Origin of the sequence: Methylobacterium oryzihabitans (assembly GCF_004004555.2) — a bacterium.
GTDB lineage: Bacteria > Pseudomonadota > Alphaproteobacteria > Rhizobiales > Beijerinckiaceae > Methylobacterium > Methylobacterium oryzihabitans.
In genome coordinates this window covers 108,594-123,101 of sequence record NZ_SACP01000004.1, presented here as the reverse complement: position 1 = coordinate 123,101, position 14,508 = coordinate 108,594, and the positions used below count along the sequence as shown (strand labels likewise).

Genomic DNA, 14,508 nt, shown 5'->3' with positions numbered 1-14,508 from the left:
GGCCGGGGTCCGGGGGATCGAGACGGCCTCGCGGCGCCCGCGTCAAGCGCGGGCGGCGGCTTTCCAGGGCAATCGGGTTCACCCGATTGCCCTGGGTTTCTTGCTTGGCCTCAGGCGCCGGCGGCCGCGCGACACGCCGTGTCGCCGCGACCTTGGCTTCGCTCCGCTCTGCGTCCGAGAGGACGTTCGTCCTCCCGGACCCGCTGCGCGGGGCGCTCCTCGCGCCCAACGGATCGACAATCGGGTTTCACCCGATTGCCCTCGCGGCTTTCGCGTCAGGCCGGGGCGCCTTCGGTCAGGGCCGCGACCTGGGCCGGGATCGGCCGGGGCGCCGTCCCGGGCCGGACGACCGGGGCGGCGGCCGCGTCGTCGCGGGCTGCGGCGAGGCAGGCCTCGACGCCCTCGCGCAGGGTCGTGGTGGTGTGGTCGGTGCCGAGCGCCGTGCGGGCGGCCGGGTCGCGCAGGGCCGCGTCGTCCGACGACCACAGGCCGACCAGCATCCGGGCTTCCGGCAGGCGGCGGCGCAGGCGCTGGACGAGGTAGCGCAGATGCGCCGGGGTGCCGACGATCTCGAGGCAGGAGATGCAGATCATCCGGACGTCCCCGACCTCGAGGGATCCGATCCCCTCCCGCGACACCGCCTCGAACGGCACCAGACGGGTGCCGAGGCCATGCTTGCCGAGGATCTGCGCCATCATCAGGGAGGCGGCCTCGTCGAGGGGGCCGCGCCCGGCGACGCACAGGACCGCGCCCTCGCGCCGCCACGCCTCCGGCAGGGCCTCGGGGGACGGGGCGTCGGGCACCGCCGGCTCGGCGGCGCAGGGCACCTCCTCGGACGGGCGGCGCAGCAGCCGGCCCGCGAGGGTCGGGGTGGAATCCGGCGTGACGTCGTCGCGGTCCGACAGATCGTGGACCAGCCCCGAGATCGCGGTGCGGATCCGCTCGAGCTGCTCGCCGGTGAGCACGCCGCGGCGGGCGTCGGCGGCGGCGAGCTGGAGCCCCTTGATCGCGACCTCGTCGTAGTACGAGGACAGCGAGCATTCGGCGAGGATCGCCTCGGCGAGCTCGTGCGCCTCGTCCGGGTCGTCGGCGAGCATGCGCTGGTAGAAGTTCTCCACCGGCGTCAGCGCCGGCCGGTCGCCGAACAGCACGTCGAGGAATTCGAGCGCCTCGACGTGGCGGCCGAGCACGACGAGGCAGACGGTCAGCGGCGTGGCGAGCAGCAGGCCGACCGGGCCCCACAGCCAGGTCCAGACCAGGGCCGCGACCAGCACCGCGAACGGCGACAGGCCGGTGGAGTGGCCGTAGACCAGCGGCTCGATGAAGTGCCCGACCACCGGCTCGATCACGATGAACAGCAGCGCGGTGGCCAGCACCATGTTCCAGCCCGGATCGACCGCGGCGGCGAGCGCCAGCGGCAGCAGGGCCGACAGGAACGCCCCGACATAGGGCACGAAGCGCATCAGCGCGGAGAAGATGCCCCACAGGATCGGATTCGGCACCCCGATCAGCCACAGCCCGGTGCCGATCACGAGGCCGAAGCCGGCATTGAGCCCGAGCTGCACCAGGAAGAAGCGGCCGAGCCGGCGGGCTGCGTCGTCCATCGCCACCGTCGTCCGGTGCAGGTCGCGGGAGCCGATGAGGCGGATCATCCGGTCGCGCAGGTCCTCGCGCTGCACCAGGATGAAGATCAGCACCACGAACACGATGCCGGTGGTGGCGAGCGGCGACAGGACCGGGGCCACCACCTTCTCGACGAGTTCGAGCGGCGTCATCGCCCGCTGCTGCACCTCGACCACCAGGGGCTTCTCGCCCGCGGGTTCGCTCGGGCGCGCCGCCGCCGGTTCCTCCTTGGACTCGCTGGTGGCGGTGTGGATCCGCTGGCCGATGCTGCGCAGGTAGCCGGCGGCGTCGCCGAGCGGCCCCTGCTTCAGGTTCTCGACCTTCTGCTCGACGGTGCGCTGGTAGCGGGGCAGGCCGGAGGACAGGTCGGCGAGCTGCATGCCGATGATGCCGGCGAGCAAAGCCACGAGGCCGATCGTGGTGAGGACCGCGATGCCGACCGACAGCAGCCGGCCGAGCTTCAGCTTGCGCAACAGGCCGATGAACGGGCTGAGCACGAAGCTCAGCAGCAGCGCAATGGCGATCGGGATGAGGATGTCGCGGCCGAGATACAGGCCGGCCACCACGAGGGCGCAGATGAGAAGCGGCGCCGCCACGCCGTCGCCGGGCGTTTCGGCCGGGTGAACCCGGGCGGGACGCCGTGGCAGGAGGGAACCCTGGTTCCGCGATTCGCTCGCCATGCGCCTGCTCGACTCCGGACTTCGGTGCGGGATCGGCAACTCCAGGGTGCAGGACCCGGGAAGTTTGCCGGAAACGCACTCAACGCGTGCACTCACCGGAGGAACGGCGGCGGGGGCGGTTTGGATCCCGCATCGGTGCCGCCACGCTTCTCCCGGACCGGAGGATTTTCCTGGCGCGTCATTGGTTTGCGCGTGTCCTAACGTGCACCGGCTACGCCGGCACCGGCTATGCCGGCAGGAAGGCCCGCGCCCCGTCCCCGCGAACCTCAATGACCGGCGCACCGTAGAGGGCGCCGAGCCGCGCCGGATCGAGAACCTCGCCCACCGGCCCCTGGGCCAGGGTGCGCCCGGCGCGCAGCAGCAGCGCCCGGTCGGCGTAGCGGGCGGCCTGGTTGGGATCGTGGGTGGTGAAGACGACGCCGAGGCCGGCGTCGCGCAGGCGGGTGATCTCGCGCATCACCAGCCCCTGGTTGCCGAAGTCGAGGCTGGCGGTGGGCTCGTCGAGCACGATCAGGCGCGGCTCCTGCACCAGGGCGCGGGCGATCAGCACGAGCTGGCGCTCGCCGCCGGAGATCCGGTTGACCGGCCGCGCCGCGAGGTGGCCGATGCCGAGCCGGTCGAGGGCGGCCGCGGCGGCGCGGTGGTCGCCCCGCGAGGGCGCGGCGAACAGGCCGGACCGGCTGGTGCGGCCCATCAGCACCACCGCGAGCGCGGTGAACGCGAAGGCCCCGCCCGCCGCCTGCGGCACCGCGGCGACGAGCCGGGCGCGCTCGCGCGCCGACAGCCGCTCCAGCGGGTGGCCCGCGACCGCGACGGTTCCGGCGAGCGGCGGCAGCAGGCCGAGCAGGGTGCGCAGCAGCGTGGTCTTGCCGCCGCCGTTGGGGCCGAGCAGCGCCAGCACCTCGCCGCCCGCGACCGCGAGGTCGAGCCCGCGGCCGATCGCGCGGCCGCGATAGCCGAAGGCGAGGCCGGTCGCGGTGAGCAGCGTCACTGCCAGTCCCTGTCGGCGCGCACGAGGAGGACGAGGAACAGCGGCGTGCCGACGAGGGCGGTCAGCACGCCGAGCGGCACCTCGACCGGCGCGAGCGTGCGCGCCAGGGTGTCGATGACGAGGAGCGTCGCGCCCCCGAGCAGGGCCGAGACCGGCAGCAGGCGCCCGAAGCCCGGCCCGACGAGGAAGCGGGCGAGGTGGGGCACCACCAGCCCGATCCAGCCGACGATGCCGGCAGCCGCGACGCTCGCGGCGGTGACGAGCGTCGCGGCGGCCACGATGGCGAGGCGCAGGCGGCCGGTGGCGAGGCCGAGCGACCGCGCCTCCTCGTCGGGCAGCGACAGCACGTCGAGCCGCCAGCGCAGCAGCAGGAGCAGCCCGGTGCCGAGGACCACCGGCACCAGCAGCGGCACGAGGTCGGCGGCGTGCATCGCCGACAGGCTGCCGAGCAGCCAGAACGTCATCGCGGGCAACTGGTTGTAGGGGTCGGCGAGGAACTTCATCAGGCCGATCCCGGCGCCCAGCAGCGAGCCGACGACGATGCCGGCGAGCACCAGGACCAGCACCGGGTCGCGCCGGCCGAGCGCGGTGCCGATCGCATAGACTGCCGCCACCGCCGCCAGCCCGCCCGCGAAGGCGAGCAGCTCGATTCCGAGCACGCCCAGCGACAGCCAGATGCCGAGCACCGCGCCGAGCGCTGCCCCTGACGAGGCGCCGAGGATGTCGGGCGAGACCAGCGGGTTGCGAAACAGCCCCTGGAACGCCGCCCCGGCCGCCGCGAGGGCGCTGCCGACGAGGATCGCCGCGGCGATGCGCGGCCCGCGGATCTGCAGCACCACCGCCTCGACCGCCGGAGGTACGCTCGCCGGGCCGCCGGTCAGCTTGGCGAGCAGCACCCGGGCGGCGTCGCCGGGCGCGACCGGGTAGCGGCCGACCGCGAAGGCGAGGGCGATGCCGAGCATCAGCAGGGTCAGGGCGAGGAGCGGCCCGGCGGCGGACGGGCGGCTCACCGCGTACCCGCCAGGATCCGGTCGAGCCCCGCCTCGTCGGGCGCGACGTGGTAGAACCGGGCGTGGAAGTCGCGGGCGATGGCGCGCAGGTCCTCCGGGAACCGGCGCGGGTAGAGCCGGGCGCCGATCCACCATAGGCCGAGCAGCCGGTTGACCGAGGGCGGGAAGTCGACCCAGCCGAAGGGCAGCGACGGGACGAGGTGGATCCGCCCGGCCCGGCCCGCCGGCGTGCCCTGCCACAGCGGGTCGCTCCGGGCGGCGGCGGCGAAGTCGGGGTCGAGGGCGACCACGACCTCCGGCGCGAAGGCGAGCACGTCCTCGGGCGAGACCTGGGCGAGACCGCCGCCCTCGCCCGCGACGTTGACGGCGCCGAGCAGCGCCAGGGTCTCGGCATTGACCGACCCGGCCCGGGCGGTCTCCAGGCCGCGCGGCCCGCGGGCGAGGTAGACCCGCGGCCGCTCCGCCACCGGCACCGCGGCGACCCGCTCGCGCACCGTCGCCAGGGTGGCTTCGGCCGTTGTGGCGAGCGCTGCGGCCTCGGCCTCGCGGCCGAGCAGGCGGCCGAGGGCGCGGCAGGTCGCGGGCGTGCTCTCCAGTCGTCCGTCGAGGAGCGCGTACGGGATGCCGGTCTGCGCCTCGACCCGCTCGGCCAGCGAGCGGTAGGTCTCGCCGGTCGCGCCGGCATCGAGGATCAGGTCGGGCTTCAGTGCCAGCACCGCTTCGAGGTTGGCGGTGTTGCCGCGCCCGGTGAGCCGGCCGAGTTCCGGCCGGGCGGCGACCTCCGGCAGCAGGAAGGCCCGTTCGTCCGGGCGCAGGGCGCGGGGCCAGCCGAGCAGGGCGTCCGGCGCCAGGGCGTAGAGCAGGATCGCCGCCGGCGGCCCGGCGGGAAACACCCGCAAGGCCGGCCGTGGCAGGTCGGGCAGGCGCCGCCCGGACGCGCCGCGGGCCGGGCGCCCGAGGGCCCCGGCCGCCAGCAGACCGCCGATCAGGCTGCGCCGGTCAGGCCGCATGGCATCGCTCCCTCGTCGCACCCCGCCCGCCTGCGGATGTCGGGCGGCGCCGGCGGGAATCCAGGCCGTCGGCTCCGGCGATCCAGCGCCTCCTCGTCGCACTCGACGGCGACGATGCGTTCGGCGGGCGCCGGACGGCGGGCGTCCGCAGCGGTGGCGTGGTTCTGGAACAGCCACCGCTCGGTCGACCGCCACCTTCACCGCCTGGCCGACCTGACGCCTGAGATCGTCCACCGCCTCGTTGGTGATCGCCGCACTCACGTCCTGTCCGCCGCCGATCTCGACCCGCAGGAGTGTGGTGGTCGAGCTCCTCGTGGACGCTGCCAGCGGCGACGTTGCGCGCGCTGATCTTCATCTCGGCCTCACGGGCACGCGGGAGTGGCACGCCGGGGCGCGCCATAGCGCACGACGCCTCGCCGCGCGAGAACCGGAACACGAGAACCGAAACCCGAGAACCGAAACCCGAGAACCGAAACCCGAGAACCGAAACCATTGCCGAGGTCGTCCGTTGTCAGGTCACTTCGGGCCGGCCGCCGGCCCCGCCGCCGCGCCACGGGGCCGGCGGCTCCCGATTGTCCACGGAGACGCACGACGATGCACCAGGGCAGCCACCGCGACCACGAGGGCGCGCAGAAGCTCTTCTCGCTCATCAAGGACGTGAAGATCGCGATGATGACCACGGTCGATTCCGACGGTCAGCTCCGCAGCCGCCCGATGTGGAACCAGGACGCCGACGAGAACGGCGACCTGTGGTTCTTCGTCCAGGTCGATGCCCCGGTGACCACCGAGATCAGCCGCGACAACCAGATCAACCTCGCCTATTCCGACCCGTCGAGCCAGAACTACGTCTCGGTCTCCGGCAAGGCCGAGATCGTGCGCGACAAGGCCAAGATCGACGACAAGTGGAGCGAGAGCCTCAAGACCTGGTTCCCGGGCGGCAAGGACGACCCGAAGGTGGCGCTGATCCGCGTCCACCCCGAGAAGGGCGAGTACTGGGACAGCCCGAACTCGACGATGCTGCACCTCTACGGCTACGTGAAGGCCGCCGTGACCGGCGAGTCGCCCAAGACCGAGAAGAAGGCCGTCGACCTCTCGGCCCGCTGAGTTCCCCGTCCCGCTCGCCGACCGGGCCCGGCCGAAGCTTGACTTCGGCCGGGCTTCCGTGTGCGGTGACCGCCACGGAGCGGGCCGCGGGCCCGACCAGCGGACGTGTGCGTGATGCTTGATCTGGCGACCAGGGTCTACAACCACACCTGGAAGATCGACCCGATCATCCGCTCCGTGCTCGATACCGACTTCTACAAGCTCCTGATGGCGCAGACGATCTTCCGCCGTCACCGGGACGTCGCCGTCACCTTCGGCATCCACAACCGCACCGCCCGGGTGCGCCTGTCCGAACTCATCGACGAGGGCGAGCTGCGCGAGCAGCTCGACCATTGCCGCTCGCTGCGGCTCACCCGCGGCGAGTCGACCTGGCTGCGCGGCAACACCTTCTACGGTCAGCGCCAGATGTTCTCGCCGGACTTCATGGACTGGCTCGAGAGCTTCCGCTTCCCCGAATACCTGCTGGAGAAGCAGGACGGGCAGTACGTGCTCACCTTCCACGGCCCGTGGATCGAGACCACGATGTGGGAGGTGCCGGCGCTCGCCATCCTCAACGAGCTGCGCTCGCGCGGCGTGCTCAAGGGGATGGGCAAGTTCGACCTCCAGGTGCTCTACGCCCGGGCGATGACCCGGCTGTGGGAGAAGATTACCCGCCTCAAGTCCATGCCCGGCCTGTCGGTCGCCGATTTCGGCACACGGCGCCGGCACGGCTTCCTGTGGCAGGACTGGTGCGTCGAGGCGATGATCGAGGGACTGGGGCCGCACTTCCTCGGCACCTCGAACTGCCTCATCGCCCTGCGCCACGACATCGAGGCGGTCGGCACCAACGCCCACGAGCTGCCGATGGTCTACGCGGCTTTGGCCGAGACCGACGCGGCGCTGGCCGCCGCCCCCTACGGCGTGCTGTCGGACTGGCAGGAGGACTATGCCGGCAACCTGCTGGTGATCCTGCCCGACACCTACGGCACCAGCGGCTTCCTGGAGCGCGCGCCGGACTGGATCGCCGACTGGACCGGCATCCGCATCGATTCGAAGGACCCGATCGAGGGCGGCGAGGAGGCGATCGCGTGGTGGCGCGCCCACGGCAGGAACCCGAAGGACAAGCTCGCGATCTTCTCCGACGGGCTCGACGTCGATTCGATCGAGATGATCCACCACCGCTTCCACGGCCGGATGCGGATCGGCTACGGCTGGGGCACGCTGCTGACCAACGACTTCCGCGGCCTCGCCCCCGACCGGCGCCTCGATCCGATCTCGATCGTGTGCAAGGTCATCTCGGCCGACGGCCGCCCGACCGTGAAGCTGTCCGACAACCCGACCAAGGCGCTCGGCCCCGAGGACGAGGTCGAGCGCTACAAGCGGGTGTTCGGGGTCGGCGAGCAGGCGGCGCAGCCGGTCCTGGTGTGAGCGGCATCGGCCGGCGCGACCTTCGTCCGCCCTGGCGTTCGCGCATCCATCGGCTACATGCAGGGTGAACCGGGCCGAGCATGCTCGGCCTTGCGGGGTGAGCCGGGGTGAGAAGTCCCGGAAGGAGCAAAGCCCGTGGCGATTACCCGTGACGACGTGCTGAAGGCCCTGGCCGGCGTGGCCGTGGAGGCCGGCGGCACCTCCCTGCCGGCCTCCCGGCGCCTGTCGGAGATCGTCATCGATCCGTCGAACCGGGTGATGTTCTCGATCGTGGTGACGGCGGCCGAGGCCGAGGCGTTCGAGCCGGTCCGGCAGGCGGCCGAGATCGCGGTGCTGAAGATCCCCGGCGTCAAGGGCGCCTTCGCGAGCCTCACGAACGAGCGCGCGCCGGCCGCCCCGTCCGGCACGGCGGCCAACGGCCCGCCGGTGCGGGCCTCCGGCGGGCCGGGCCATGCGCACGCCCACGGCCATTCCCATGCCCCGGCCCGCGGCAGCGGCGGCGCGCCGCGCCCCGGGCCGGCGCTGCCGGGCGTGCGCCACGTCGTGGCGGTGGCCTCCGGCAAGGGCGGCGTCGGCAAGTCGACCACCGCCTGCAACCTCGCCCTCGCGCTCAAGGCGCAGGGGCTCAAGGTCGGGCTCCTCGACGCCGACATCTACGGGCCGTCGGTGCCCAAGCTGTTCGGGCTCGACCAGAAGCCCGAGACCATCGATACCCCGCAGGGCCAGCGCATCGTGCCGCTCAACGGCTACGGCCTGCCGGTGATGTCGATCGGCTTCCTGATCCAGGCCGACACGGCGATGATCTGGCGCGGGCCAATGGTGCAGTCGGCGCTGACCCAGCTCCTGCGCGAGGTCGCCTGGGGCGAGCTCGACGTGCTGATCGTCGACATGCCGCCCGGCACCGGCGACGCCCAGCTCACCATGGCCCAGGCGACGCCGCTCGCCGGCGCCGTCATCGTGTCGACGCCGCAGGACCTCGCGCTGATCGATGCGCGGCGCGGCGTGACGATGTTCCGCCGGGTCGAGGTGCCGATCCTCGGCGTGATCGAGAACATGGCGACCTTCGTCTGCCCGCATTGCGGCGGCGCCTCGCACATCTTCGGCCATGGCGGCGCCCGGGTCGAGGCGCAGCGCCTCGGCGTGCCGTTCCTCGGCGAGGTGCCGCTGACCATGGCGATCCGCGAGAGCTCGGATGCCGGCCGCCCGGTGGTGGCGGTCGATCCCGACAGTCCGCAGGCCGGGGTCTACCGGGACATCGCCGCCGCCCTGTGGGCCAACCTCTCCGGCGCGCCGGTCGGGCGGCAGGCGCCGCGGATCGTCATCGAGTAGCCGTGTCGGGCCCGCCGACCCTCGGGGTGATCCTCGCCGGCGGCTTGTCGCGGCGGATGGGCGGCGGCGACAAGCCGCTCCTGCGCCTCGGCGGCCGCACGCTGCTCGACCGGGTGGCCGAGCGGCTGCGGCCGCAATGCGCGGCCGGCCTCGTCCTCAGCGCCAACGGCGATCCGTCGCGCTTCGCCGGCTTCACCGGGCCGGTGGTGGCCGACACGGTGGCGGGGGCGCCCGGGCCGCTTGCCGGACTTCTCGCCGCCCTCGACTACGCGGCGGCGCACCGGCCCGACGTGACCTACGTGGCGAGTGCCGCCGGCGACACGCCGTTCCTGCCGGAAAACCTCGTCGCGCGGCTGCACGCGGCGCGGGAGCGGGACGGGGTCGAGGTCGCGGTGGCGGCCTCGGGCGGGCAGTTGCACCTCGTGACCGGCGTGTTCGCGGTGGCGTTGCGCCACGACCTGCGCGCGGCCTTGGTCGAGCGCGGCCTGCGCCGGGTCGGGATGTGGATCGCCCGCCACCATGCGGCGGAGGCCGCGTGGCCGGTCGAGCCGGTCGATCCGTTCCTGAACCTCAACACTCCGGAGGAGCTCGCGGCGGCGGAGCGGGCGCTCGCGGCGTCCTGATCCTCACACGTCGGGCGGCAGCTCGGCGACCAGCGCCTCGATCTCGCCGGGGCGCAGGATGTGGCCGTTGGCGGTGATGATCCAGGCAGTGCGCCGGTCGGAGAGGCGCCTCGCGGCGAGCACCGCCTCGCGCAGGGTCACGGTCTCGGGCTCGTCGCCGGTCGCGTCGTCGTTCGGCCAGGACACCAGCCGGGCGGGGTCGTTCCAGTCCGTCATCCCGGCATCACAGCACGGCATTGAGGCCGCGCGGGGGCGTCCGGCGGATCATGCGATTTCCGCATTCGGGACCTCGGGCTCGACGAAAATCCGAGAACGGAACCGTACGAAATCCGATGGATCGCTCGGCGGTCCTCCCGGGATCGTGGGGATTGCCGTGCAATCGCCACGCGACACGGATTTCGGCTTCGCTCGTGCGCCGCGCGGGCTGGTGATACGGCTTTCGGAACGGATCGTCCGAAAACCGTATCGAAGGTCGTTCTCAACGATCGTCGGTATCAGTTGCACACCGGCTTTGCGGTCCCTTGCGGATGAAACCGGGCGGTGGTCCGCCTGCAGCCGTTGCAACCGTGGAAGGCGGCTTTCATCGTGGCGCGGCTCCCCTCTCCCACCCGGGAGAGGGGATCCCGCGCTCAAAATTTCGACTACAAAACCAGTCGTTTGCAGCGAGTTTCCATTTAGTTCCGGCGCAGCAGGCGCTCGAAGTAGTCGAGCTCCTCGCGGGCGCGGTTCGGGTCGCCGAGCTTGCGCCGCAGCTCCTCCAGGATGCGCCGGGCGCGCTCGACGCCGGATTCGTCGGCGGTCGGCACCCGGACGCGACCGTCGGAATAGTCGCGGTTGCGGGTCGGGCGGCCGAGCGGGTCGTTGTCGCGGGCGCCCTGGCGGCCGGGCTGGCCCGGCTGACCCTGGCCCTGCTGCTGGCCCTCGCCGGGCTGATCGCCGTCCTGGCCCATCTGCTGCATCTGCTGGGCCATGCCCTGGGTGCCGCGCTGCAGGCCTTCGAGGGCGCGGCCTTGCGCGTCGACGGCGCTGCCCTCCTGGCCCTGCCCGAGGGATTGCTCGGCGTCGCGCATCGCCTGCTCGGCATCGGCGAGGCCCTGCTCGCCCTGCATGCCGAGCTCCTTCATCCGCTTCTGCAACTCCTCCAGGCGCTGGCGCAGGGCCTGCTGGCGCTCGCCGACGCCGCCCTGGCCCTGCTGCCCCTGCTGGCGCTGGCCCTGCTGGCCGGGCTGGTCGCCGGGCTGCTGGCCGCCCTGCTGTCCCTGCTGCTGGCGCCCGCGTTGGCCGTTCTGCTGCCGGTCGCCCTGCTGGCCGGGCTGGTTGCGGTTGAAGCGGCGCTCCTGGCCCTGGCGGAAGGTCTCGTCGCGCAGGCCCTGCTGCTCGCGGGCCATGTTTTCGAGATCCTGCATCTGCCGGCTCATCTCGCGGGCGGCGGGATCCGACATCCGCGAGCCCGGCTGCGCCATCTGGAGGTTCTCCAGGATGCCGCGGAGCTGGTCGAGCAGGCGCTGCGCCTCGGCGACGTCGCCGCGCTTCATCGCCTCCTGCATCTGGTTCAGCATCCGGTCGAGGTCGTCGGGCGTGATCGTGCGGTCGGCCTGCTGCTGCTGTTGCGGCGAGCCGGATTGCTGCTCCTTCTGCATGCGCTGGGCGAATTCCTTGAGGAACCGGTCCATCGCCTGCCGCAGGTCGTCGGCGAGCTTCTTGATCTCCTCGTCGGGGGCCCCGCGGTCGACCGCCTCCTTGAGCCGGTCCTGGGCGGCGCGCAGGGCCTTCTCGGCATCCGAGAGGTCGCCCTCCTCGATCTGGAGCGCCATCGCCCACAGCCAGTCGGCGACCTCGACCAGGGCCGCGTCGTCGCGGGCGGCGCGCAGGCGCCGGGCGGCGTCCTTGAGGCCGAGAAAAACCCCCCATTCCGGGGTGAACCGCTCCGGCGCGATCAGCAGGGCGTCGAGGGAGGCCTGCACCCGGCGCCGTCCGCCGTCGGGATCGAGGACGAGGCGGCGGCGCTCCTCGGCGAGCGAGCGCGCCAGCGGCTTGGCGAAGAACCGGCCCGGCAGGGTGACGGTCTGGGTCGGGCTGCGGCCCTCCTGGCCGGCCTCGTCCTTCGCCACCAGGGTCAGGTTCACCCGCGCCCCGGCCCACGGGCTGTCGGTGAGGTCGACGAGGGTGCGGGTCTCGCGGCCGCCCTGCGCGTCCGCGGGCAGCGACAGGGCGAGGCGCGGCGGCGCCACCAGCGGGCGGGTGCGCGCCAGCGGCTCGACCGCGCCCTCGGCCGAGGCGATGCCGTAATCGTCCCTGGCCGTGTAGGCGATCGTGAAGGTGCCGCGGCCGTTGGCCTCCGGCGGGCCCGCGAAGGCGATCTCCGGCGGGTGGTCGGGGATCGTCTCGACCACGAGGCGGTGGCGGCTGACGAGGCCGGTCTGCACGGTGACGTCGGCGGTGCCGCCGGTGAGGGTGAAGCGCTCCTCGCGCAGGTCGGGCCGCGGTGGCGCCGAGGGCGGCAGCGGCTTGAGGCCGGCGCCGGGCGTGACCGTGGCGTCGCCCTGGCCGGCGATGCGCACCACCAGCGTGGCGTTGACCGGCGCGCGCAGGCGCTGCTCGGCCTCGGCGAGCGTCACGATCAGCGGCGGCATCCGGGTGTAGAGCGGCGGGTCGATCCAGCCGTCGACCCGGAACGACGGCGCGGCGGCGGCCGGGCCGCGCCAGTCGAACGCCGCCCGCACCCGCTCGCCGGCCTCGGGGCCGGCGACGAAGGCCGCCGCCACCGCGGCGAGCAGGCAGCCGGCCCGCAGGGCGAACGGGTCGCGCCGGGCCATGCCGGGGCTCGGCAGGCCGACGCGCAGGGCGTTCACCGCCGCGGCGGCGCGGCGGCGGTGCAGGTCCCACAGGGCGCGTGTGGCGGGATCGCCCTGGCCGATGGCGAGGGTGTCCTCGAGCGCCCGGGCCGGGCCGTGGCGCAGGCCGGCATCGCGGTCGATGCGGGCGAGCGCCTGGGCGCGCGAACCGGTCCGCAGCCGGACGAGCGGGAACAGGGCCGCCAGGAGGGCGAGGACGAACAGGCCGAGGCCGGCCATGCGCAGGAGCGGCGAGGCGTCGAGCCACAGCCCGAGCCACGACACGGTGAGGAACACCAGCACGACCGCGAGGCCGCGCCACAGCACCGGCCACGCCTGCTCCCACAGGGCGGCCCGGCCAGCGAGGGCGACGAGACGGTCGAGGCGGGCGCGCAGGTGGCGGTCGGCGGCCGGGCCCGGCTCCGTGGGGCGGCTCGCGGCGGTGTCCGGCTCGACTGCGCTCATGCCCTGCTCCCCGCTGCGGATCGCCGATCCGACGAGGCTAGCACGGTGGCCAGAGCCGGCCAGCGAGTCAAATCCGCCCAGGCGCGACCGCGCCCGGGCGGCGACGCATCATACGATTTTCGATCGATCGCTCGGCGATCCCTGCGGGATCGCTGTCGCGATGCGGAAATCGGCTTCGCTCACGCGCCGCGCGGGCTGGTGATACGACGTCCGAACGTGATCGTCCGGATGTCGTATCACTGGAGGAGCTGGAACTTGCCGCCCTTCATCACCAGCACGACCACGCCGGAGGTGTCGGCCGGGTCGCGGGTGTCGGAGAACGAGAACGGGCCCATCACGCCGGTGTGCTTCACCTTGATGAGCGAGTCCTTGATCTTCTCCGAGTCCGGCGCGCCGGCGGCGTCGATCGCCTTGGCGACGATGTGCACGGTGTCGTAGGCCTGGGCCGCGAACTGGTCGGGCAGGTCGCCGTTGTACTTCTCCTTGAAGGCGGCGACGAAGGCCTGGTTGGCCGGGTCGGTCTTGCCGACGAACCACGGGCTGCCGACGAGGGTGCCGTCGGCGGCGGTGCCGGCGATGTCGCCGAGCTTGGGCGAGTTCAGGCCGTTGCCGCCGATGAAGAACACCTTCGGGTCGATGCCGAGCTGGCGCGCCTGCAGCTCGATGCCCGAGGCCGCCTCGACCAGCGCCGACAGCACGATCGCGTCGGGGTTCAGCGCCTTGATCTTGGTGAGCTGGGCCGAGAAGTCGGAATCCTTGGAGCCGAAGGTCTCGGTGGTGAGGACCTCGATGCCGAGCTTCTCCAGCGACGCCTTCATGACGTCGTAGGCCGACTTGGTGAAGGCGTCGTCGTTGCCGTACATCACGGCGACGCGCTTGATGCCGAACTTCTGCTGCGCGGTCTTGAGCGTGACCGGGATCACGTCGGCTTCCGGCAGCGAGGTGCGGAAGACGTAGGGGCCGATCGCCGTGATGCCGTTGGCGGTGGTCGAGGTGCCGACGATCGGCACCTTGCGCTCGTTGGCGACCGGGCCGGCGGCGAACATCTCGTTCGACAGGGTCGGGCCGAGGATCAGCGGAACCTTGTCGCGGCCGATCAGCTTGCGGGCGGCGTTCAGCGCCTGCTCCTTCGAGCCGGCGGAATCCTCGTAGGTGACGGCGAGCGGCCGGCCGCCGAGCACGCCGCCGGCCTTGTTGACGTCGGCCAGCGCGAGGTCGAAGCCGCGCTGGATCGCGATGCCGTAGCGGCTGTTGGGGCCGGTCAGGATCTCGATCGCCCCGAGCTTGACCGGGGTCTTGTCCTGGGCCTGGGCCGCGGTCTGGGCGCCGACCGCGGCGCTCCCGACGAAAGCTGCCGCCAGCAGCGTCCTCCTCGACACCCCACGCATCGTTTCCTCCTGATTATCTCGGCCGCACCGGTGGCCGCGGGTCG

At 73.0% G+C, this 14,508-nt stretch carries 11 protein-coding genes; 4 read left to right on the top strand and 7 right to left on the bottom strand.

Going from position 1 to position 14,508, the window contains the following annotated elements:
* Nucleotides 1–275: 275 nt before the first annotated feature.
* From EOE48_RS06100 to EOE48_RS06085, 4 genes are all read right to left on the bottom strand, one after another.
* Nucleotides 276–2,303: an AI-2E family transporter gene (locus tag EOE48_RS06100; protein WP_127727896.1), complete on the bottom strand. Its 2,028-nt coding sequence runs from the start codon at nt 2,301–2,303 to the stop codon at nt 276–278.
* Between the two features lie 226 nt (nt 2,304–2,529).
* Nucleotides 2,530–3,294, bottom strand: a complete 765-nt coding sequence (locus EOE48_RS06095) for an ABC transporter ATP-binding protein (RefSeq protein WP_127727895.1) — start codon at nt 3,292–3,294, stop codon at nt 2,530–2,532.
* Entirely contained in the window at nt 3,291–4,256 is a 966-nt protein-coding gene (locus tag EOE48_RS06090) for a FecCD family ABC transporter permease (protein ID WP_127728039.1), read from the bottom strand. Before EOE48_RS06090 ends, EOE48_RS06095 begins: the two co-directional genes overlap by 4 nt.
* Nucleotides 4,257–4,300: 44 nt before the next feature.
* Nucleotides 4,301–5,314 carry an ABC transporter substrate-binding protein gene (locus tag EOE48_RS06085; RefSeq protein WP_127727894.1) on the bottom strand — a complete coding sequence of 338 codons (1,014 nt, stop codon included), beginning with the start codon at nt 5,312–5,314 and terminating at the stop codon, nt 4,301–4,303.
* A gap of 594 nt (nt 5,315–5,908) precedes the next feature.
* On the opposite strand from EOE48_RS06085, the gene EOE48_RS06080 reads away from it, so the two are divergent.
* From EOE48_RS06080 to mobA, 4 genes are all read left to right on the top strand, one after another.
* Nucleotides 5,909–6,418: a pyridoxamine 5'-phosphate oxidase family protein gene (locus EOE48_RS06080; RefSeq protein ID WP_127727893.1), complete on the top strand. Its 510-nt coding sequence runs from the start codon at nt 5,909–5,911 to the stop codon at nt 6,416–6,418.
* Between the two features lie 114 nt (nt 6,419–6,532).
* Nucleotides 6,533–7,825, top strand: a complete 1,293-nt coding sequence (locus tag EOE48_RS06075; protein ID WP_127727892.1) for a nicotinate phosphoribosyltransferase — start codon at nt 6,533–6,535, stop codon at nt 7,823–7,825.
* A 135-nt stretch (nt 7,826–7,960) separates the two neighbouring features.
* A complete protein-coding gene (locus EOE48_RS06070; protein ID WP_127727891.1) occupies nt 7,961–9,154 on the top strand; it encodes an Mrp/NBP35 family ATP-binding protein in 1,194 nt (397 codons plus the stop codon).
* Between the two features lie 2 nt (nt 9,155–9,156).
* Entirely contained in the window at nt 9,157–9,777 is a 621-nt protein-coding gene (mobA, locus tag EOE48_RS06065) for a molybdenum cofactor guanylyltransferase MobA (protein ID WP_127727890.1), read from the top strand.
* 3 nt (nt 9,778–9,780) lie between these two features.
* Here the strand turns inward: mobA and EOE48_RS06060 are convergent, their stop codons facing one another.
* The 3 genes from EOE48_RS06060 to EOE48_RS06050 all read right to left on the bottom strand — a co-directional run bounded on the left by EOE48_RS06060 (nt 9,781) and on the right by EOE48_RS06050 (nt 14,464).
* Nucleotides 9,781–9,993 (bottom strand): hypothetical protein, encoded by a 213-nt coding sequence (locus EOE48_RS06060; protein ID WP_127727889.1) that lies wholly within the window; start codon nt 9,991–9,993, stop codon nt 9,781–9,783.
* A gap of 458 nt (nt 9,994–10,451) precedes the next feature.
* Nucleotides 10,452–13,076, bottom strand: a complete 2,625-nt coding sequence (locus EOE48_RS06055; RefSeq protein WP_127727888.1) for a TIGR02302 family protein — start codon at nt 13,074–13,076, stop codon at nt 10,452–10,454.
* A 236-nt stretch (nt 13,077–13,312) separates the two neighbouring features.
* The gene (locus EOE48_RS06050) at nt 13,313–14,464 is read right to left on the bottom strand and encodes an ABC transporter substrate-binding protein (protein ID WP_127727887.1); all 1,152 of its coding nucleotides are present in this window, start codon (nt 14,462–14,464) and stop codon (nt 13,313–13,315) included.
* Nucleotides 14,465–14,508 lie beyond the last annotated feature (44 nt).

Bases quoted from the DNA above. Each gene is read 5' to 3' on its own strand.
- EOE48_RS06100 (WP_127727896.1), bottom strand. From the start codon at position 2,303: ATGGCGAGCGAATCGCGGAACCAGGGTTCCCTCCTGCCACGGCGTCCC.
- EOE48_RS06090 (WP_127728039.1), bottom strand. From the start codon at position 4,256: ATGCTCGGCATCGCCCTCGCCTTCGCGGTCGGCCGCTACCCGGTCGCG.
- EOE48_RS06085 (WP_127727894.1), bottom strand. From the start codon at position 5,314: ATGCGGCCTGACCGGCGCAGCCTGATCGGCGGTCTGCTGGCGGCCGGG.
- EOE48_RS06080 (WP_127727893.1), top strand. From the start codon at position 5,909: ATGCACCAGGGCAGCCACCGCGACCACGAGGGCGCGCAGAAGCTCTTC.
- EOE48_RS06075 (WP_127727892.1), top strand. From the start codon at position 6,533: ATGCTTGATCTGGCGACCAGGGTCTACAACCACACCTGGAAGATCGAC.
- EOE48_RS06060 (WP_127727889.1), bottom strand. From the start codon at position 9,993: ATGACGGACTGGAACGACCCCGCCCGGCTGGTGTCCTGGCCGAACGAC.
- EOE48_RS06055 (WP_127727888.1), bottom strand. From the start codon at position 13,076: ATGAGCGCAGTCGAGCCGGACACCGCCGCGAGCCGCCCCACGGAGCCG.
- EOE48_RS06050 (WP_127727887.1), bottom strand. From the start codon at position 14,464: ATGCGTGGGGTGTCGAGGAGGACGCTGCTGGCGGCAGCTTTCGTCGGG.